The following is a 20,667-nucleotide window of genomic DNA, read 5'->3' as shown; positions in this document are numbered from 1 at the left end:
CCCAAAACGGGTGCAGTTGCAAGGCAGCATCCACCACAGGGTTTGCATACTCATAACTTATTGATTTTCCATGTGAAAAATCAGTTATCAACAATTAAGCGCTTCACTTACTACTACTACTAATTAAAAATAGAAGAAATAGGAATAACAGCCGGGCTCAGTTTTTCACAGCACGAACGCCGATCTGGATAAAAAAAGCAGCCCCCTTGCCCAGGAAAAGCTGCTTGTCAACAGATCACAGCATGGTCAGACCCTGTGTTCATCCATGCATCACAGGTCTGTCTTCTGACTGGTAAACGCTTAAATTTCTTTTAAATCAATAACTTACGAGAAAACATCACAAAAAAAGCCTGTCATGCAAAACTGTGGATAGAAGATGATCAACTTTCAAGTTATCCACAGAAAAATCCGTGACATGCAATCTATCCCCGTTGGCAAGACACCAGGAACAGGGCGTTGACCACATGTTTTTCAGTACGCTAGATCCTTGTTTTTTTTAAGGTAATGGCAGTTATCCACAGAGATATCATGCCTCTACTACTACGACTATTCTTTATAAGAAGATCAAAGAACAACCAAAGGCGAAGTCACGCCGGGAAGCCAAGGCAGCCAGGTTTGCCAAAAAAAACAGACGCGTGAGCTTGGCTGGAGCCAGGCATGTGCAAAGAAGGACTGCGCTCCAGCGAAATTGGCGCGCCTGTCTGCAAAAAATCCGCAAGACTCCTGGGCGATGGCCTTGCTCATGAAGACAAGACGTCACCCGTCACCCGGTTGGCATGCAGGTGAACGACGGCCTTTTTCACGCTAGGCTGTGAACAACCAGGGAAAACTTCGAGGAAACGGCGTCTCTCGCACGGGCACATGCGGACACGCCAGAGGCCGCCGTTGTTCATTCAAAAAAATTCAATCCTTGATCTGGGCCCTGCAAGCGGCCTGTGCATCCGAATCAGGAGCAGTTGATCCAGCACTGGCAAGTGCAATCACGAAAAGTGATGGCTGCAGCACTGCAGGGAGAAAGGATGGGAATCAGGCCGTCTCTCCAACGGCCCGCAGACAGCGCAAACACCAGGCAGATGCCAGGACCCCTGCAGGGGCGCCAAAGCGCTTCCTGGGGCCGCCTGATGGCCTGTGGGCCGTGATCTACGGGGGTGTCGGCAGGTGTGGCCTGCGAGGTCGTGCAGGTCCTTTGAACCTGTTGCCGGGCGCCGCATGCATGAACGGATCCCGTGGAGTGAAGTTGCCCACAGGCTGTGTGCAAATGACCTGTGGGCAATCGGGAGGATGGTTTTCAGGAAAATTGCCTGAAATCAAGGGCTTGTGTGGATGGGGAAAGGTGGAGGAAACGGAGAGGGGCTGGTTTCCCCGTTCTTTCCACAGCTTTCGTCTCGGCGTGCCGGGCGGCGCTGCAGGGCAAAGGGCGGCAGGCCCTTGAGCAGCTGCTGGCCATAGCTGGTGTTCACCAGGCGCCGGTCATAGCAGTAGACATGGGCCTGGTCTTCCTCGGTGCGGATGGCGCGGCCCACCCACTGGGCCAGCCGTATCGCCGTAGCCGGCACCACGAGTTCGTTGAAGGGGTTGCGGCCGCTGCTGCGCAGCCACTCGGCGCGGGCCTCGCCCACGGGGTCGTCGGGCGGGGCAAAGGGCAGCTTGGTGATGAACAGGGACTCGCACAGTGCGCCGGGCAGGTCCAGTCCCTCTCCGAAGGACTGCATGCCGAAGATGATGGAGGGCTCGCCCATCTCCACGGCATCGCGGTGGCGTGCCAGCAGCAGGGCGCGGGGCATGGCCGTCTGCACCAGCACCTGCGAGCGCATGGCCGTGGACAGCGCATCCACCGCCAGGCGCATCTGCTCGCGCGAGGTGAACAGCACCAGGGCGCCGGCCTGCACGTGGGACAGGTCGCCCAGCAGCGCGTCCACCATCTCCTGGGTGAAGCGGGCGGCTTCCTTCGGATCGGCCACGGTTTCGCGCGCCACCAGCGTGCCCTGTCGCGCGTAGTCGAAGGGGCTGGGCACTTCCAGCGTGGTCACGGTCGCATCGTCGTGCAGGCCGGCCTCGCGCAGGAAGAAGTCGAATTGTCCACAGCTGGTCAAGGTGGCCGACGTGAGCACCGCGCCGCGCACCTGGGACCACAGATGGTGGCGCAGCGTGGCGCCGGGCAGGATGGGGCTGGCATGGGCCTTGACCACGATGTACTCGCCATCTGTCTCCAACGTGAACCATTTGGCATTGGGCACGCGGCTACTGTCGTCATCCTGCACCGGCTGCTGCATCAGCAACTGGGCCGTGTCATAGACGGATTCCAGGCGGGGTGCCAGTGCGCCAACCTGTGCATAAGCTGTAGACAGCCTGCGTGCTTCCTCTGGATTGTCCTTGATGGCGGCGCGCAGCGCCTTGGAGATGGCGCGCAGCGCGTCCAGAAAGCTGTTGGCATGGTGGGCCGCCCTGCCCAGCGGCTCCAGCAGGGGCTCGGGCAGCATGCCGCGCGGCACGCGCACCCGGGCCGGCCCCCAGCTGTCCTTTTGTGACTTGAGCGTATCGCCGTACAGCTCCATCACCAGGCGCGCCAGTTCCTGCAGCTGCTGGCGCAGCTGGCTTGCATGGCTGGGCAGGTCGGCCAGTTCCTCCACTTCGACCAGGGTATTCACGCGCAGGGCGCGGCTGGTCAGCTTGTCTATCCAGCCCAGGCGGCTCAGGTCCATCTCGCCGGCGAACTGGCCCAGCGCCGTGGCGGGCAGATGGTGGGCTTCGTCCAGCACCAGAAGGCAGTTGTCCAGCTCGGGCAGCAGCCGCGCGCCCAGGGAGGACAGCAGCAGATCGTGGTTGGCCACGATGACCTGGGCGGCCACCAGGTCCTTGCGGCGCTCGTAGTAGACGCAGTTGCTGAAGGCCGGGCAGTGCTTGCCCGTGCAGGACGAGGATTCGGCCGCCACGGGGCTCCAGGCCTCGGCCTCGGGCGGGGTTTCCAGCGAGTCGCGGTCGCCGTCCCAGGCCTGGCTGGCCAGCGCGTTGGCCATGCTTTTGTAGAACTGCATGCGCGCCTCCAGCTCCAGGGCCGGGCGTGCCACGCGGCTTTGGGCCTGGGCCTTTTCCTCGGCGAACAGATCGTCCAGATCCTCGTCCTGGGCCTCGCCAGTGCTGGCCAGCCGCTCCAGCTTCAGTTTGCAGACAAAGCGGCCCCGGCCCTTGGCCAGCGCGAACTTGAAAGGCTGCTCCAGCTGCTGGGCCAGCGCGGGCAGATCCTTGTTCACCAGCTGTTCCTGCAGCGCCACGGTGGCCGTGGAAATCAGCACCCGGGTGCCGCGCGCCAGCGCCATCGAAATGGCGGGAATGCTGTACGCCAGCGATTTGCCCACCCCCGTTCCGGCCTGCACCACGGCAATGGACCGGGTGGGCTCCGGCGCGCCCTCATCGATTTTTCCCAGCTGGGCCTGGCTCAAGGTCTGCGCGACCTGGGCTGCCATTTTTCGCTGCCCCTCACGATTTCGGAACCCCGGGATGGCTCCGACCACGTCATCGAAGGATTTCAGGGCTTGGTCAGCCCATTTTTTTTCATGCATTTCGGCGTATTTCGACCAGATAGATCACTTTGGTCCGTCTGTTTATAAGGATTCGTACAGTGATATGTATTAAATAAGATGCGAAATCTTATGGAATACAGCGCACAAAGCGCGTTTTTCGTATGCCGTACAGCCTACAAGCTGCACGTCATATGGATCACTGCACCCGCCAATCGCATGTGCGTACAGGTGGGTATCGGTGGCCGGGATGGACATCTGTCCACCGGCTGTTCCTGGATTGTTCCCATGGCCGTTGATGGCTGTGCGCGTGGCTGCATCCACAGTCTTGCCCACAGCTGCCAGGGTGTGCGGCCTGTGGTCAATCTTGTGTGCATGCTGTTGGCATGCCTGTGGATTGATGGAGTAATTGTCGCGATTCATCGTTGATTTGCAACGAATTTTTCGCGGATTCAGGTTTGCTGCAATTTGCAGAAGGTGATGGAAGTTGTCACCACTGTGGAAAACAGGGCCTGTGCAGATCTCTGGCTTTGCAGGGTGTGTTTTTCCCCGGGATATCCACAGGTCTGCCGCCGCTGCGGCCTGGCCTGGGTCCCACGCCAGGCGGCAGGTCCGGGACCGCGCAGGCTGTGCGCCGCGGACCGCACCGGATCTCGCAAAAGTCCGGCAAAGGCACAGACCATCCCCGCCGGGGACAGGTCCCGGGGGCGAGCCCAGGGCATGCGAGTGCCTTACCAAACGGTAATGAAGGCTTCACGCACGCCGGAAGATGCGTTTTCTAGCATCTGTTTCATCTCAGGAGACAAGGGTCGGCTCGCTGCAGTCCCTGCGCTCCAGGCATGGATTGAAGGGGCAAGAATGATCAAGACACTTGCGGGCCTGCCCACGGCAGCCCGGTTTCCGGCGGCCTCGGCATGCGCCGTCATCGCCGTGGCCTGCCTTGTGGCGGGCTGCGATGCATCCAAGGCATCGGCACAGAACGAGCCTGCCGCGCAGGCACCCGCGCCCGCCGGCGTGGTGCGGGTCAAGCCCGAGTCGCTGAAGATGCTGGACATCGCCGCGGTGGCCGATCCGCAGGGCACGCAGATGGCCTGGGCGCCGGCGCGCGTGACCTTTGCCGAGGACCGCGTGGCCACCGTCTCGGTGCCGCTGGCCGCGCGCGTGGTGTCCGTGCGTGCCCACGTGGGCGACATCGTCAAGGCCGGCGACGAGCTGGCCACCCTGGTCAGCCCCGAGGCGCTGCGCGTGCGCTACGAGGTGGAAGCTGCCCGCAGCGCGCATGACGTGGCCACCGTGGAAGTGCGGCGCCAGCAGACCATGGTGGACAAGGGCGTGGGCGTGGAGGTGGATCTGCGCGCGGCCCAGGCCAAGCTGCGCGAGTCGGCCCAGGAGCTGGCGCGTGCCCAGGGCACGTCGGCGCTGCTGGGGCAAGGCGGCGGCGACCGGCTGGTGCTGCGTGCGCCGCGCGCCGGCGTGGTGGCCGAGCGCAAGGCCGTGGTCGGCGCCTCGGTCGAGCCCAGCGGCGAGCTGTTCCTGATCGGCGATCCCGCCGCCATGAACGTGGTGGCCGATGTCTTCGAAAGCGATCTGCCCGGCATCCGCCTGGGCAGTGCCGTGCAGGTCGATGTGCCGCAGCTGCCCAAGCCCCTGACCGGCACGGTGCGCCACCTGGGCGCCACGCTGGACAAGGAATCGCGCCGCGCCTCCGTCATCGTGCAGCTCGATGCGCAAAACCCCGTGCTGCGTTCCGGCATGCAGGCGCGCGTGGGCCTGCAGGTCTCCAACGAGCACGAGATGCTGATCCCCGTGACGGCCGTGCTCATCAAGGATGAAAGCCGCAGCATCGTCTTCGTGCAGACCGGCGAGCTGCAGTTCGAGGCCCGCACCGTGGTGCTGGGCCGGCCCTCGCGCGGCATGGTGCCCGTGGTGTCGGGCCTGAAGTCGGGTGAGAAGATCGTCGTGCGCGGTGGTCTGCTGCTCGACGGCGCAGCCAGCCAGCTGCTCTGATCGCGGCAAGGAGTCCCATCAATGCTGCGTTCCCTGATAGCGTTTGTGGTGCACCGGCGGCTCGTCGCCCTGTGCGCCACCCTGATCATCGCCATCTATGGCGTGTATTCGTACCTGCACACGGCCATCGAGGCCTATCCCGATGTGACCAATGTGCAGGTGGGCGTGATTGCCCAGGCGCCGGGCCTGGCCCCCGAGGAGGTGGAGCGCCAGATCACCCAGCCGCTGGAGCGCGAGCTCAACGGCACGCCGGGCCTGGTGTCGCTGCGCTCGGAGAGCTACTTCGGCCTGGCCATGATCAACCTCGTCTTCAATGACGAGGCCGACAGCTTCCATGCGCGCGCCGAGGTGTCGCAGCGCCTGCCCCAGGCCAATCTGCCCGACGGCGTCACGCCCGAGATGGCGCCCGACTACACGCCGCTGGGCAAGATCTTCTACTACCGCCTGAAGAGCGACCGCCACACGCTGGCGCAGCTGCGCACCGAGCAGGAATGGCGCGTGGTGCGCGTGCTCAAGCAGGTGCAGGGCGTGGCCGACGTGGTCAGCATCGGCGGCTTCGTCAAGGAGTACCACGTCGAGGTCGATCCCGAGAAGCTGTATGCGCTGGGCCTGTCGCTGGAAGACGTGAGCGATGCCCTGTCCAAGTCCAACCGCAACGTGGGCGGCGGCCTGATGCGCCGCGGCGAGCAGTCGCTGATCATCCGCGGCATCGGCCTGCTGCGCACGCCGCAGGAGATCCAGGGCGTGGTCGTGGCCATGCGCGGCAGCGCGCCCGTGACCATTGGCGACGTGGCGCGCGTGGTGCAGTCGCACACGCCGCGCCAGGGCTCGGTGGGCATGGACGATGCCGACGACGTGGTCCAGGGCATCGTGCTGCTCAAGCGCGGCGAGAACCCCTCGGTGGTGCTGGACCAGATCCATGCCAAGGTGGCCGCGCTCAATGACGGCGGCCTGCCCGAGGGCATGCACATGGAGACCAACTACGACCGCTCCGATCTGGTCGGCCACACGCTGGGCACGGTGCAGCACAACCTGCTGTTCGGCGCCACGCTGATCGTGGGCGTGCTGTGGCTGTTCCTGCGCAGCCTGCGCGGCTCGCTGATCGTGGCCACGGTGATCCCGCTGTCGCTGCTGGTGGCCTTCATCGGCCTGCACCTGCTGGGCATGCCGGCCAACCTGATCTCCATGGGCGCCATCGACTTCGGCATCATGGTGGACGGCGCCGTGGTGCTGGCCGAGAACATCATCCGCAACGCCCGCCTGCGCAAGCCGCAGACGCAGGCGGACATGCGCCACATCATCATCGACTCGGCCGTGGCCGTGGCCAAGCCCACGCTGTTCGCCATGGCCATCGTGATCGCGGCGCTGATCCCCGTGTTCTCGCTGGAAAGCATCGAGGGCCGCATCTTCCGTCCGCTGGCCATGACCTACAGCTTCGCGCTGCTGGGTGCCCTGGTCTTCGCCATGGGCCTGGTGCCGGCGCTGTGCGCGCTGTTCCTCAAGCCCCAGCACGTGATGGTGGAAGAGCCCAAGATCTTCGACCGCGCGCACCACGGCTACCAGCACTGGATCGGCAGCCTGCTGGGCGCCGGGCGGCGCCGTGTCATGGTGGTGGTCGCCTCGCTGGCCATCCTGGTGGCGGCCGGCCTGTCGGCCGCCTGGCTGGGCACGGAATTCCTGCCCGAGCTCGATGAAGGCGACGCCTACGTGCTGGTGCAGATGCCGGCATCGATCTCGCTGGAAAAGGGCCAGGAAGTGCTGCGCGACGTGCGCCTGCGCCTGAAGACCTTCCCCGAGGTCATCACCGTCACCACCGAGCAGGGCCGTCCCGAGTCCGGCACCGACAACGAGACGCTGAACCTGGCCAAGGTGCTGGTGCGCCTGAAGGGCCACGGCGAATGGCGCAAGGGCCTGACCAAGCCCCAGCTCATCGAGCAGATGCGCGCCACGCTCAGCGAGATTCCGGGCGTGTCGTTCAACTTCGCCCAGCCCATCCGCGACAGCGTGGAGGAATCGACGTCCGGCGCGCGCGGCCAGGTGGTGCTCAAGGTCTTCGGCCCCGACATTCCGCAGCTGCGCTCCATCCTGCAGCAGACCGTGGACCTGGTGAAGGACATCGACGGCGTGGTCGACCTGGGCCTGTACCGCGACGCGCCTGCGCCCCAGGTGCACGTGGAGTTCGACCGCCAGGCGCTGGCGCGCCAGGGCATTGCCATGGAGACCGCGCAAAAGACGCTGGAGGCCGCGCTGGCCGGCAACATCTCCACCACGCTGTGGGAAGGCGAGTACCCCGTGCCCGTGCGCGTGCGCCTGCCCTACGTGGACCGCATGGACGAGGAACGCATCCGCAACATTGCCATCCCCCTGCCCAATGGCGCTGCGGGCGGCTCGGTGCCGCTGCACTCCGTGGGCAAGGTGGCCATCAAGATCGGCAACTCCTCCATCTTCCGCGAAGGCAATGCGCGCTACATGGCGCTCAAGTTCAACGTGGAAGGCCGCGACATCGGCTCCGTGGTCAAGGACACGCTGGCCACGTTCAAGAAGAACGTGAAGATCCCCGAGGGCTACCAGGCCGTCTGGGGCGGCGAGTGGGAGAACCAGCAGCGCGCGGCCGCACGCCTGAAGATCGTGGTGCCGCTGTCGCTGATCATCGTCTACGCCCTGCTGTTCGGCGCGCTGGGCCAGGCGCGCAGCGCCGGCATCATCTTGCTGTGCGCGCCCTTCACCATGGTGGGCGGCATCGCGGCCCTGCACTTGGCGGGCATCGAGCTGTCCATCAGTGCGGCCATCGGCTTCATCGCGCTGCTGGGACAGGTGGCGCTGGCCGGCCTGCTGGTGATCTCGGCCGTGGAGGAGCTGCGACGGCAGGGCATGCCCATGATGCAGGCCCTGGTCGAGGGCGCTGCCGAGCGCATGCGCTCCATCGTGCTCGTGGCGCTGCTGGCGCTGCTGGGCCTGCTGCCCATGGCGCTGTCCACGGGCGTGGGCAGCGAGACGCAAAAGCCCTTCGCCTCCGTGATCGTGGGCGGCATGGTGGTGCTGCCCCTGGTGGCCCTGGTGCTGCTGCCCGTGCTCTATGCGCTGCTGGGCCCCAAGAACATGTTGACGCAGGAAGAACTCGATGAAAAAGAGTGATAGCCCCCTGAGCGGCTTCGCCGCTTCCCCCTCTCGCTTCGCGGGGGGGACGACGCCCTCGCCGCGAGGCGGCTCTTGCTCGGCGTCCCTGGCTTTTGGTCGCGCCGGTTTTGCAGGCAGCGCCCGTTATCGGGCCCTGTTTGTGGCTGTGGCGCTGTGCTGCGGGGCGGGTTCTGCGCTTGCGCAGCAGGCTGTACCCGCTGTACCCGCTGTACCCGCTGTACCCGCTGTACCCGCTGTACCGGGCGGGGCGGCTGTGCCGGCCACCACTGCGGCGCCTGCCTCCGAGGTGGCTCCGGCGGCTGCGCCGCAGCAGCCGGTGGGGATGCAGGAGTATCTGCAGATGGTGGTGCGCAACCAGCCCCAGCTGGCTGCGCAGCGGCTGCAGATCGGGATTGCGCAGGCGGACAGCCGCACGGCGGCGGCGTTTCCCAATCCTTCGGCGTCGTACAGCAGCAAGCCGGGCGAGAAGCAGTGGGGCATAGAGCAGCCGCTGCCTATCTTCGGCCAGCGGCGCCTGCGCATGGAGAACGCGCGCAAGGGCGAGACGGCGGCGCGCGCCAATGTCGAGGTGGCCGTGGCCACCACGCTCAACGATGCAGCCACGGCCTTCATCGACCTGCTGATGACGCAGCAGCGCCTGAAGGTCTGGCAAGAGGCGCAGGAGGCCCTGAACAGCGCGGGCAATATCGTGCGCGGACAGATCGAGGCCGGTGCGCGCAGCCGCTATGACGGCGCGCGCCTGAGCCTGCAGCAGGCCCAGATGGCCATGCAGGTCAGCCAGGCCCAGTCGGACTGGCAGGATGCCGCCTCGCACGCCGCCGCCCTGGCCGCCCTGCCCCAGTGGGCACCGCGCGCCACGGGCAGCCTGCAGGCCGTTCCCGTGGCCCAGCTGTTGCACGAGCAGGAACTTTGGGAGGCCGCGCGCCTGCGCCTGCCGGCCCTGGTGGCCGCCCAGGCCGAGCTGGACCAGCTGCGCCACAAGGTCGAACTGGAACGCCGCGAAGCCCTGCCCACGCCCAGCATCAGCGTGGCGCGGGTGCGCAACCGGCTGGACGGCAACTACAACCAGATCGGCGTGTCGGTGGAGCTGCCGCTGTTCGATCGCCGCGAAGGCCCCATCGCGCGTGCCCAGGTGGAGGCCGAGCAGGCCCAGCTGCGCTACGACGCCGCGCTGATCGAGGCGCGTACCGAGCTGCAGCGCGCCATCAGGCAGCTGAAGCTGCGCCGCGATGCCGTGCGCGCCTACGAAAAGCAGGGCCTGGCGCAGATCGCGCCGCTCAACCAGATGGCCCAGGACGCCTACAAGCTGGGCCAGGGCTCCATCCTGGAGCTGATCGATTCGCTGGGATCGATCAACGAGCACCGCCTGGAGCACCTGGACCTGGTCAAGGAAATGATGCTGGCCGAGTGGCAGGTGCGCGTGGCCAGCGGCGATCTGCCGATGTGGGCTGCGCCCTGACGGTTTCATGCGGCGCGGTGCTCTGGGATGCCGCGCGGCCCTGCCCCTAGCTGGAAAGAGGTGGTCAACATGCCGGCATCCCCACCGATCTCGGCGGAGTCTGGCGCGCCGTATAGTGTCTGCCTCAGTTTCGAGTCAGGCCCTGCCGCCCGCATGTACCGCTATCTCATCATCGAAGACGACGCGCTGAACGCGCGCTACATCGCCGAAGGCCTGCGCCAGCAGGGCGCGCAGGTGGCGGTGTGCAGCGATGGTGTGCAGGGCATCGCCATGGCCGTGGGCGAGAGCTGGGATGTGATCATCCTCGACCGCATGCTGCCCAACGGCTTCGACGGCCTGCAGATCCTGCAGACGCTGCGCTCCATGGGCAAGCAGACGCCGGTGCTGGTGCTCAGCGCCCTGTCGGCCACGGACGAGCGCGTGCGCGGCCTCAAGGCCGGCTGCGACGACTACCTGACCAAGCCCTTTGCCTTCTCCGAACTCTCGGCACGCCTGGAGGCCCTGGTGCGCCGCGCCCAGATCCCGGCCCCTGCGCGCGAGATGCGCCTGGCCGACCTGCGGCTGAACCTGCTCACGCGCAGCGCCGAGCGCGCGGGCCAGCCGCTGGCGCTGCAGCCGCGCGAGTTCCGCCTGCTGGCCTTTCTGATGCAGCACGCGCACCAGATCGTCACGCGCACCATGCTGCTGGAGTCGGTGTGGGACTACCGGTTCGACCCGCAGACCAATGTCATCGACGTGCACATCAGCCGCCTGCGCGGCAAGGTGGACAAGGGCTTCGAGCCCGCGCTGATCCACACCGTGCGCGGCGTGGGCTACAGCCTGTCGGACCGGCCGCAGGACCTGCCGCAGGTGGCCTGATCCCATGTCGCTGGCCAAGCCCTGGAGCTCCACGGCCTTCCGGCTGGCGCTGACCTACGGCGTGCTGCTGGTGCTGACCATGTCCATCGTGCTGTCGGTGTTCTACGTGCAGACCGTGGGCGTGCTGCGCATGCGCATGGACCGGCAGGCCGAGAACCACATGCGCCGCCTGGTCGAGCACCGCGACAAGTACGGCGAGCCCGCGCTGGAGGCCGAGATCCAGCAGACCCTGCTGGACGGCGTCAACACCGATACCGAAATCCTCATCCTCATGGATGGCGACGGCAATCCCATCATCGGCAACGCCGACGTGGTGCCCGCACGCCGCCTGACGGAGATGGGCGTGCGCGATCTCAAGGTGCGGCGCAACGGCCGCATCATCGCGGGCCGCGTGGCCGTGGCCCAGCTGTCCGACGGCAAGCTGCTGGCCGTGGGCAGCGACATGCAGGTGCAAAGCGATGTGGAGGAGCTGTTCGGCCGCGCCAGCCTGCTGGCCGGCCTGGTGGCCCTGGGCATGGCCGTGCTGGGCGCCGGGGCCTTCCGGCGCGTGGTGGAAGAGCGTGCCGCCGACATCCGCAGCACCATGGCGCGCGTGGCCACGGGTGACCTGCGCCAGCGCATTCCGGTCACGCGCCGCGACGATGAGTTCACGCTGCTCAACCGCGACATCAACACCATGCTGGACCGGCTGGAACTGCTGATGGACGGCATACGCCATGTCTCCAACACCATCGCCCACAACCTGCGCACGCCGCTGACGCGCATCCTGCTGCGCCTGCGCAATGCCCAGCAGGCCACGCCCGAGGAAAAGAACGAGACGCTGGCGCTGGTGGCCCAGGAAGTGGCCGAGCTGGGCGTGGTCTTCGACAAGTTGCTGCAGATTGCCGAAGTGGAAAGCGGCGCCAGCCGCAAGAACTTCGCGCCCGTGGACCTGCGTGCCCTGCTGGTCGACGTGGTGGAGTTCTACGAACCGCTGGTCGAGGACGCAGGCGGCGTGCTGCGGCTGCAGGTCGAAGGCACGCCCATGGCGCTGGGCGACGGGGACCTGCTGGCCAGCGCCGTGGCCAACCTCGTGGACAACGCCATCAAGTACGGATCACTGCCCGACAGCGACCACGGCGCCGACATGCTGCTGCGCGCGGGCGTGGCCCACGAGCACGGCATGGACGGCGGCGCCTGGGGCGTGGAAATCATCGTGCAGGACCGCGGCCCCGGCGTGGACGCGCAGACGCGCGAGAAGATGAGCACCCGTTTTTACCGAGCCGAATCGGACCGCGAAGGCTACGGCCTGGGCCTGGCCAGCGTGCTGGCCATCGTGCAGCTGCACGGCGGCAAGCTGGGCTTCGAGAACATGCATCCGGGCCTGCAGGCAAGGATCTGGCTGCCCGGGTTGCCCACGGCCTGAAGCCGTTTCAGCGGTCCTTGTGACCGTAGGCGCAAAAGCCGGGCTTGGGCCCCTTCTTGGGGTGCAGGCGACAGGTTTCGGGCCGCTTGTCGTAGACCGTGCAGCGCCGCGACTTGGCATCCAGAAAATTGCAGTCCCCGCTGGCGCGCCGCGCCATGGTGAAGATGTTGTGCTTGGGGTTGTAGTGGTCGATCAAGCGCATCTTCATCAGCCGCTTGGCGATGAGCTTGGGCTCCACGTTGTCCACCTCGAACGGATCCACCAGTTCCAGCCGCACCAGATCGGGCAGCTGCACCTCCAGCGGCATGGTGCAGCAGTTGGCCGCACAGCTGTCGCACATGCCGGGCTTGTATTTGCTCCAGGAGTCGAGGCGGTCGACGTCGACGATGCTGATGGGGGATCTCATGGGTGGGCGATGGGCGTGTGCAGGGCCGCTATTTTTCGCCAGAAAGCCCGGCGGCGGTTGCCGCGCCGGCGTAGCCAAGCGACGGGGCGGGTCTTTGGGGGACGCCGCCCCTGCATCCATCCCCTGGCCCTCAGGCCGGCCGCTTCCTCAACAGGTATTTCTGAAACCCGTCGGACACCCGCTCGGCGCGCTGGTTCAGCACCTCGGTGGCCAGGGTCAGCACGCCCGTGGTGTTGCCGGGCTTGAGCTCGGACACCGTCAGCGTGCAGTACAGCGTGTCGCCCACATAAACGGGGGCCAGGAAGCGGCTGCCCTGCTCCAGAAAGCCCTTGAGCGATTCCTCGACCATGTGCGGGAACAGGCCGGCGCCTGCCGCCGTCTGTATGGCCACCTGGTAGCCGTGGGCCAGCATATGGGGCATGCCGCGCGCGCGGCAGTACTCCACGTCGTAGTGCACGGGATGGTTGTCGCCGCTGGCCAGCTGGAAGGCGGCGAACAGGGCGTCGGTCATGGTGCGCGATGGCAGGGCGAAGACCTCGCCCAGCGCGAAGTCTTCAAAGTAGCGCTGGGCGCACAGGGATGGATGGCGTGGCATGGCGACTCTCCTCAGTTCGCGCTCATGTGGGCGGCCCGGGCGACCTTGCCCCATTTGTCCAGCTCCTGCTTGAGGAAGGCGGCCAGCGCCTGGGGGCGCGGCTGCTTTTCCAGCACCAGGCCCATGTCGTAGGCCTTTTTCTGCAGCCCGGCATCGTCCACCGTGGCCTGCAGGCTGGACTGCAGGCGGGCAATCAGCGCTGGCGGCGTGCCTGCGGGGGCGAACACGGCGTTCCAGGTATAGGCCTCGTAGCCGGGCACCTGCTCGGCAATGGCAGGCGTGTCGGGCGTCTGCGGCAGGCGCTGGGCCATGGTGGTGGCCAGCAGGCGCACCGTGCCCGCCTTGACCTGGGCCAGGCCTGTGGGCGCACTGTCCAGCATGAAGGCCAGGTGCCCGCCGATGAGGTCCTGTATGGCTGGCGCACTGCCCCGGTAGGGCACATGCTGGGCCCGGGTGCCCGCCATCAGGTTCAGCAGCTCCGCGCCCAGGTGCGGAGCGCTGCCCACGCCCGCCGATGCATAGCTGACCTGGCCGGGCCGCGCCCGCAGATAGGCCAGGAAATCCGGCAGGCTTTGCACGGGCAGCCGCTTGTCCACCACCAGCACCAGCGGCGCCCTGGCGAGCAGTCCCACAGGCGCGAAGTCTTCCTCCGTGCGGTAGCCCAGCTTGTCGTGGATGTAGGGATTGACGGCATGCGCCACCGTGGTCAGCAGCAGGGTGTAGCCGTCAGGGGCTGCCTTGGCAACCGCCTCCGTGCCCACCAGGGTGCCGGCACCCGTGCGGTTCTCGATCACCACGGGCGTGCCCAGCTTCTGGCTCCAGACATCGGCCATGGCGCGGCCGAAGGTGTCGGTGGGGCCGCCTGCCGCGTAGGGAATCACCAGCTTGATGGGGCGCGCAGGATAGTCCTGCGACGCGGCCGCGCCGGCGGCCAGAAGCAGGGCGGTGAGAAGGGTTTGGCGTCTTGCCGTCTTGAAGTCCATAATTTTCTCCGTTGTCTCCTGGCGCCGACTATAGAAATGCGCTGCCAATGCGGCCAGTCGAATCATTGATAGGGCGGTTAGAAACCGTCTAACACCAAGGAAATGCCCAAGGCGGGCATGCAACGGATGCGATATGAATTGACGGATCTCAGGGTTTTCCTTGCGATTGCCCAGGCCAAAAGCCTCAGCGCAGGCGCGGCTGAAATGCATTTGACGGCGCCATCGGCCAGCTACCGGCTCAAGAATCTGGAGCAGGCCATGGGCGCATCGCTGTTTGAAAGAACGTCCAAAGGCATGGTGCTGACCCCGGCGGGAATGACGGTCAAGAAATACGCCGATTCCATTTTCGGCAGCGTGGACCGCCTGCACGGAGAAATGCAAAGACACATCAACGGAATATCAGGCCATATCCGCGTATTTGCCAACAGCAGCACGCTGACGGGAATCGCGCCCGTGCTCAGCCGCTATCTGGCCCATTATCCGAACGTCAATGTGGACCTGGAGGAGCGCCTGAGCGAAGACACGGTGCGCGCCGTGCTCGACGGCAGTGCCGACGTGGGCCTGGTGGCTGGCCAGATCGATCTGCATGGCCTGCATGCCATCACCTATGGCCACGATGAACTGGTGTTCGTGGTGCCCGCTGGCCACCCCTTGGCCGCCAGCAGCAAGGTGCCGCTGGAAACTGCGCTGACCTACGACCTGGTCTCGATCGGCCGCAAGACCAGCAACTTCCTCTACCTCCAAGGCATGGCATTCAGGCTGGGCATGAATCCCAGGGTACGTGTGCACGCACCAACATTCGAGGCCGTGCTGCAGTGCGTACAGGAAGGCGTGGGCATTGCGCTGGTGCCGCGCTCCATTGCCCGGCCGGCGCTGCAGGCGCGCAGGCTGGCTGCCGTGGGCCTGGACGAGGCCTGGGCGCAGCGCGAGCAGAAGGTGGTCACGCGCGAACCCGAAACCCTGCCCGCCTATGCCCGCGATTTCGTGGCCTATGTGGCGGCCCGGCCTTTGCCCGAGGAAGGCGCCGTGCAGGAAACCCTGCCTTAGAAGATTTGAAATTCCGCTTAGAAAATGCCGACTGGCTGGGTGATGGTCGCACTTCTAGAATGCGGCGAATCGAATATTCGCCTAGTTCAAGAAAATGCAGACACGCCCATTGGATGGTTTGACGGTATTGGCCATGGAACACGCCGTGGCAGGGCCTTTTGCCAGCCGGCAGCTGGCGGACCTGGGTGCCAGGGTCATCAAGCTGGAGCGATTGCCCGATGGGGATTTTGCACGGGGCTATGACGACAAGGTCCATGGTGAATCATCCTTTTTTGTCTGGGCCAATCGAGGAAAGCAAAGCCTGGCTGCGGACATCAAGACCGCCGAAGGGCAGCATATCGTCGGGAAAATACTGGAAAACGCCGATATCCTGATCCAGAACCTGGCCCCCGGTGCCATGCAGAGAATGGGCATGGATTTCGACAGCCTGCATGAGAAATATCCGCGTCTCATCGTCTGCGATATATCGGGCTATGGCGAGGGCGGACCGCTCAGCGACAGGAAGGCCTACGACCTGCTGATCCAGGCGGCAGCCGGCCTGATCTCGGTCACGGGCACGCCCGACCAGCCCGCACGCGTGGGCATTTCCATTGCCGACATCGCGGCCGGCATGTATGCCTACTCGGGCATGCTGTCCGCCCTGCTGCAGCGCGCACGCACCGGCCGGGGCCTGCGCGTGGAGGTGTCCATGCTGGAGGCGCTGGCCGAATGGATGTCCTACCCGCTGAACTTCGCCCACTACGGCGGCACGGCGCCTGCGCGCAGCGGGCTGACCCATCCTTCCATCGCGCCCTATGGCCAGTACACGGCCGGTGACGGCCAGAGCCTGATCTTCGGCCTGCAGAACGACCGCGAATGGCACAGCTTCTGCACCCATGTGCTGCAGCAGCCTGCGCTGGCGCAGGACACGCGCTTTGCCACCAACCTGCAGCGCGTGGCGCACCGCAAGGAACTCGATGCGGTGATCGCATCCGTGCTGGCCCACCTGAGCCGCGAACAGGCCATGCAGCGCCTGGATGCAGGCGACATCGCCAACGCGCCGCTCAACGACATGCACGCGGTCTGGAACCATCCGCAATTGCAGGCGCGCGAACGCTGGCGCGAGGTGGCCACGCCCGCCGGCAGTATCCAGGCCCTGCTGCCCCCGGCCACGCTGTCGGATGCCGAAGCCGCCATGGGCGCCGTGCCCGCGCTGGGCGAGCACACGCAGGCGCTGTGGGAGGAGTTTGGCGGGCGGTAAACATGGCCAGGGGGGCCAAGGTCCGGCCATGAAAAAAGCGCTCCTTGCAGAGCGCTTTTTGCAGTGTGCCGTTCGGCTGGATCAGACGTCGATATTGCCCGCCCGCAGCGCATTCGTCTCGATGAAGTCCCGGCGCGGCTCCACCTCGTCGCCCATGAGCATGGTGAACACGCGGTCGGCCTCGATGGCGTCGCCGATCTGCACCTGCAGCAGGCTGCGCACGGTGGGGTCCATGGTGGTCTCCCACAGCTGCTCGGGGTTCATTTCGCCCAGGCCCTTGTAGCGCTGGCGGGCCGTGGTGCGTTCGGCCTCGTGCAGCAGCCATTGCATGGCCTGGCGGAAGTCGGTGGCCTTGTCGCTCTTGGCCTTCTCGCCTTCGCCGCGCGTGACCTTGGCGCCTTCGCCCAGCAGGCCGTTGAAGTTCTGGGCTTCGTCGGCCAGCGCGGCGTAGTCGTGGCTGCGCACGAACTCCTGGGTGAGGATGGAGCTCTTGATGTTGCCGTGGTGGTGGCGGCTGATGCGCAGCACGGGCTTTTCGGAGACCGGGTCGATTTCGGCCGTGACCTCGGCGGGCACGCCTGTGGTGGTCAACTCGCGCAGCTTGGCCTCCAGGATGGGGGCGCAGGCCTGTGCCGCCTCGATGCTGTCCAGCGTGATCTGCACGCCGTCGGCGATGGCGCGCAGGGCCTCGGCATCCATGAAGTTGGACAGGCGGTCGATGACGGTCTCGGCAGCCAGGTGCATGTTGGCCAGCTTGGCCAGTTCCTCGCCGTCCAGCGTGCGCGGGTTGGCGCCGCCGGTGCTGACGCTGGCGTTCATCAGCGCGATGCGCAGCAGGTACTGGTTGAGCGCGGGACCGTCCTTGATGTACAGCTCTTCCTTGCCGTTCTTGACCTTGTACAGCGGCGGCTGGGCGATGTAGATGTGGCCGCGCTCGACCAGGTCCGGCATCTGGCGGTAGAAGAAGGTCAGCAGCAGGGTGCGGATGTGGGCGCCGTCCACGTCCGCGTCGGTCATGATGATGATGCGGTGGTAGCGCAGCTTGTTGGGGTCGAAGTCGTCGCTGCCGCTCTTGCCCGATTCGGCCGTGGCCTTGCCGATGCCGGTGCCCAGGGCCGTGATCAGGGTGACGATTTCGTTGCTGGACAGCAGCTTCTCGTAGCGGGCCTTTTCCACGTTCAGGATCTTGCCGCGCAGCGGCAGGATGGCCTGGAACTTGCGGTCGCGACCTTGCTTGGCGGAGCCGCCGGCGGAGTCACCCTCGACGATGTAGATCTCGCACAGCGCCGGGTCCTTTTCCTGGCAGTCGGCCAGCTTGCCGGGCAGGCCCATGCCGTCGAGCACGCCCTTGCGGCGCGTCATCTCGCGGGCCTTGCGCGCGGCCTCGCGGGCACGCGCGGCATCGACGATCTTGCTGCACAGGATCTTGGCGTCGTTGGGCTTTTCCTCCAGGTAGTCGGTCAGCGCCTTGGCGACGATGTCCTCCACGGGCGCGCGCACTTCGCTGGAGACCAGCTTGTCCTTGGTCTGGCTGCTGAACTTGGGCTCGGGCACCTTCACGGACAGCACGCAGCACAGGCCTTCGCGCATGTCGTCGCCGCTGACCTCGACCTTGGCCTTCTTGGCCAGCTCGTTCTGCTCGATGTACTTGCCGATCACGCGCGTCATGGCGGCGCGCAGGCCCGTCAGGTGGGTGCCGCCGTCGCGCTGCGGGATGTTGTTGGTGAAGCACAGCACCTGCTCGGCATAGCTGTCGTTCCACTGCATGGCGACTTCGACGCCGATCTCGGTGCCGGGGATGCCGCCGTAGCTTTCCGCAGGACGCGTGCCGTTGGCGTGGAAGGCGGTGGGGTGCAGCACCTTCTTGTTGGCGTTGATGAACTGCACGAAGCCCATGACGCCGCCGGCGCCGGAGAAGTCATCCTCGCGGCCGTCGCGCTCGTCCTTGAGGCGGATGCGCACGCCGTTGTTCAGGAAGGACAGTTCGCGCAGGCGCTTGGCCAGGATCTCGTAGCGGAACTCATGGTTCTGCGTGAAGATTTCCGTGTCGGGCAGGAAGTGGACCTTGGTGCCGCGCTTGTCGCTCTTGCCGACCACGCGCATGGGCGAGACCTCGACGCCGTCCACGATCTCGATGGGGCGGTTCTGCACCTGGCCGCGCGAGAAGTCGATCTCGTAGACTTCGCCGTCGCGGCGCACGCTGAGCTTGAGCCAGATGGACAGTGCGTTCACGCAGGACACGCCCACGCCGTGCAGGCCGCCCGAGACCTTGTAGCTGTTCTGGTTGAACTTGCCGCCCGCGTGCAGTTCGGTGAGGGCGATTTCGGCCGCCGAGCGCTTGGGCTCGTGCTTGTCGTCCATCTTCACGCGCGTGGGGATGCCGCGGCCGTTGTCGATGACGGACAGGGAGCCATCGGCATGGATGGTGACCAGGATGTCGTCGCAGTAGCCGGCCAGGGCTTCGTCGATGGAGTTGTCCACCACTTCGAAGACCAGGTGGTGCAGGCCCGTGCCATCGGAGGTGTCGCCGATGTACATGCCGGGGCGCTTGCGCACGGCCTCCAGGCCTTCGAGGATCTGGATCGCGCCTTCGCCATAGCCGCTGGAGTCTGAGCCTTCGGGGGCAATGGTCTGGTTTTCTGGCTTGTTCTCGTCGGTCATGGAAGGCCCTGGGGTAGTTCCGTCGGAAGCTGTCGCTTCGCTTGAAAATGTTCGATTCGGCCGCTGGCGCGGTGCGTAGGGACGCGCGCTGCGGGCTACGAGTCGGATAGGGTGGTTGCGCGCCTTGCACCGGCTTGTGCCACCGGGCGGCGGGTGCAGGGGCTGCGCAATGTGTCAGGCATCGGGTAGGTGTGGCGCGCGCTCAGATGCGCATCGGCATCACGACGTACTTGAAGCTGTCGTTCTCGGGGATGGTCAGCAGCGCCGAGCTGTTGCCGTCCTGCAGGTCGATCCTGATCATGTCCTGGCCCATGTTGGACAGGGCGTCGATCAGGTAGGTAACGTTGAAGCCGATCTCGATGGTGTCGCCACCGTAGTCGATGTCCAGCTCGTCCATGGCCTCTTCCTGCTCGGCGTTGTTGGAGGCCACGCGCAAGGTGCCGGGCTCCACCGTCAGGCGCACGCCCTTGAACTTGTCGCTGGTCATGATGGCCGTGCGCTGCAGGCTGGCCAGCAGCGGGGCGCGGCCCAGGGTCACGCTGTTGGTGTGGTTGCGCGGGATGACGCGGTTGTAGTCGGGGAACTTGCCCTCGACCAGCTTGGTCACGAACTCCATGCCGCCGAAGGTGAACTTGGCCTGGTTGTTGGCGAACTGCATCTCGATGTGGGGCTGGTTCTCGCCGCCGGCATCCGACAGCAGGCGCTGCAGCTCCAGCACGGTCTTGCGCGGCAGGATCACTTCCTGCTTGGGCACTTCCACGTCCAGCTGGCTGCTTGCAAAGGCCAGGCGGTGGCCGTCGGTGGCCACCAGGGACAGCTGCTTGCCCTCGGCCACGAACAGGATGCCGTTGAGGTAGTAGCGGATGTCCTGCACGGCCATGGCGAAGGAGACCTGGCCCAGCAGGTCCTTGAGCACCTTCTGCGGCACGCTGAACGACGGGCCGAAGGCCGCAGCCTCCTGCACCAGCGGGAAATCCTCGGCCGGCAGGGTCTGCAGCGTGAAGCGGCTCTTGCCGCCCTTGAGCACCATCTTGGCCTGCTGGGTCTCCAGGCTCACGGTCTGGTCGCCGGGCATGGTCTTGAGGATGTCGATCAGCTTGCGCGCACCCACGGTGGTGGTGAAGTCGCCGGTGTCGCCGCCGAGTTCGGCGGTGGTGCGGATCTGGATTTCCAGGTCGCTGGTGGTCAGCTGCAATGCGTTGCCGGTCTTCTTGATCAGCACGTTGGCCAGGATGGGCAGCGTGTGGCGGCGTTCGACGATGCCGGACACCGATTGCAGGACCGCGAGAACTTTGTCTTGTGTGGCTTTCAGGACGATCATGTCAACCTCTGATTTAAGGATGCGGGTCT

12 protein-coding genes and 1 pseudogene are annotated in these 20,667 nt (G+C 65.7%); 7 read left to right on the top strand and 6 right to left on the bottom strand.

Annotation, left to right across the window (positions count from 1 at the left end; all coding sequences use genetic code 11):
* Positions 1–1,388: 1,388 nt before the first annotated feature.
* Positions 1,389–3,560, bottom strand: a pseudogene (gene dinG, locus ACF8ML_RS09245) (ATP-dependent DNA helicase DinG); the annotation flags it as partial.
* An 816-nt stretch (positions 3,561–4,376) separates the two neighbouring features.
* Between dinG and ACF8ML_RS09240 the strand changes: the two are divergent.
* From ACF8ML_RS09240 to ACF8ML_RS09220, 5 genes are all read left to right on the top strand, one after another.
* On the top strand, positions 4,377–5,525 hold the full coding sequence (locus tag ACF8ML_RS09240; protein WP_016454185.1) for an efflux RND transporter periplasmic adaptor subunit: 1,149 nt from the start codon (positions 4,377–4,379) through the stop codon (positions 5,523–5,525).
* Between the two features lie 21 nt (positions 5,526–5,546).
* Complete coding sequence (locus tag ACF8ML_RS09235; RefSeq protein WP_392407013.1) at positions 5,547–8,660, top strand: efflux RND transporter permease subunit; 3,114 nt, start codon at positions 5,547–5,549, stop codon at positions 8,658–8,660.
* A 325-nt stretch (positions 8,661–8,985) separates the two neighbouring features.
* A complete protein-coding gene (locus tag ACF8ML_RS09230; RefSeq protein WP_223275166.1) occupies positions 8,986–10,122 on the top strand; it encodes a TolC family protein in 1,137 nt (378 codons plus the stop codon).
* A 153-nt stretch (positions 10,123–10,275) separates the two neighbouring features.
* Positions 10,276–10,980, top strand: coding sequence for a response regulator transcription factor (locus ACF8ML_RS09225; RefSeq protein WP_017407046.1), 705 nt, complete (start codon positions 10,276–10,278; stop codon positions 10,978–10,980).
* A 4-nt stretch (positions 10,981–10,984) separates the two neighbouring features.
* Positions 10,985–12,385, top strand: a complete 1,401-nt coding sequence (locus ACF8ML_RS09220; protein WP_046239392.1) for a HAMP domain-containing sensor histidine kinase — start codon at positions 10,985–10,987, stop codon at positions 12,383–12,385.
* A 7-nt stretch (positions 12,386–12,392) separates the two neighbouring features.
* Here ACF8ML_RS09220 and ACF8ML_RS09215 read toward each other — a convergent pair whose 3' ends face one another.
* From ACF8ML_RS09215 to ACF8ML_RS09205, 3 genes are all read right to left on the bottom strand, one after another.
* The gene (locus tag ACF8ML_RS09215) at positions 12,393–12,791 is read right to left on the bottom strand and encodes a YkgJ family cysteine cluster protein (protein ID WP_013799932.1); all 399 of its coding nucleotides are present in this window, start codon (positions 12,789–12,791) and stop codon (positions 12,393–12,395) included.
* Positions 12,792–12,921: 130 nt separating this feature from the next.
* Positions 12,922–13,386: a MaoC family dehydratase gene (locus ACF8ML_RS09210; RefSeq protein WP_034365445.1), complete on the bottom strand. Its 465-nt coding sequence runs from the start codon at positions 13,384–13,386 to the stop codon at positions 12,922–12,924.
* An 11-nt stretch (positions 13,387–13,397) separates the two neighbouring features.
* Entirely contained in the window at positions 13,398–14,369 is a 972-nt protein-coding gene (locus ACF8ML_RS09205) for a tripartite tricarboxylate transporter substrate binding protein (RefSeq protein ID WP_012201952.1), read from the bottom strand.
* A gap of 126 nt (positions 14,370–14,495) precedes the next feature.
* Between ACF8ML_RS09205 and ACF8ML_RS09200 the strand changes: the two genes are divergently transcribed.
* Positions 14,496–15,416, top strand: coding sequence for a LysR family transcriptional regulator (locus ACF8ML_RS09200; protein ID WP_392407107.1), 921 nt, complete (start codon positions 14,496–14,498; stop codon positions 15,414–15,416).
* 133 nt (positions 15,417–15,549) lie between these two features.
* Positions 15,550–16,656 carry a CaiB/BaiF CoA transferase family protein gene (locus ACF8ML_RS09195; protein ID WP_392422619.1) on the top strand — a complete coding sequence of 369 codons (1,107 nt, stop codon included), beginning with the start codon at positions 15,550–15,552 and terminating at the stop codon, positions 16,654–16,656.
* Between the two features lie 81 nt (positions 16,657–16,737).
* Here the strand turns inward: ACF8ML_RS09195 and gyrB are convergent, their stop codons facing one another.
* Positions 16,738–19,317 carry a DNA topoisomerase (ATP-hydrolyzing) subunit B gene (gene gyrB, locus ACF8ML_RS09190; RefSeq protein ID WP_016447261.1) on the bottom strand — a complete coding sequence of 860 codons (2,580 nt, stop codon included), beginning with the start codon at positions 19,315–19,317 and terminating at the stop codon, positions 16,738–16,740.
* Between the two features lie 202 nt (positions 19,318–19,519).
* On the bottom strand, positions 19,520–20,638 hold the full coding sequence (gene dnaN / locus ACF8ML_RS09185; protein WP_016447260.1) for a DNA polymerase III subunit beta: 1,119 nt from the start codon (positions 20,636–20,638) through the stop codon (positions 19,520–19,522).
* Between the last annotated feature and the right edge of the window lie 29 nt (positions 20,639–20,667).

Source organism: Delftia sp. WSY_10, assembly GCF_043104705.1.
GTDB lineage: Bacteria > Pseudomonadota > Gammaproteobacteria > Burkholderiales > Burkholderiaceae_C > Comamonas > Comamonas tsuruhatensis.
Note: the sequence above shows the minus strand (reverse complement) of the source record. Positions and strands in the feature narration are given on the sequence as shown.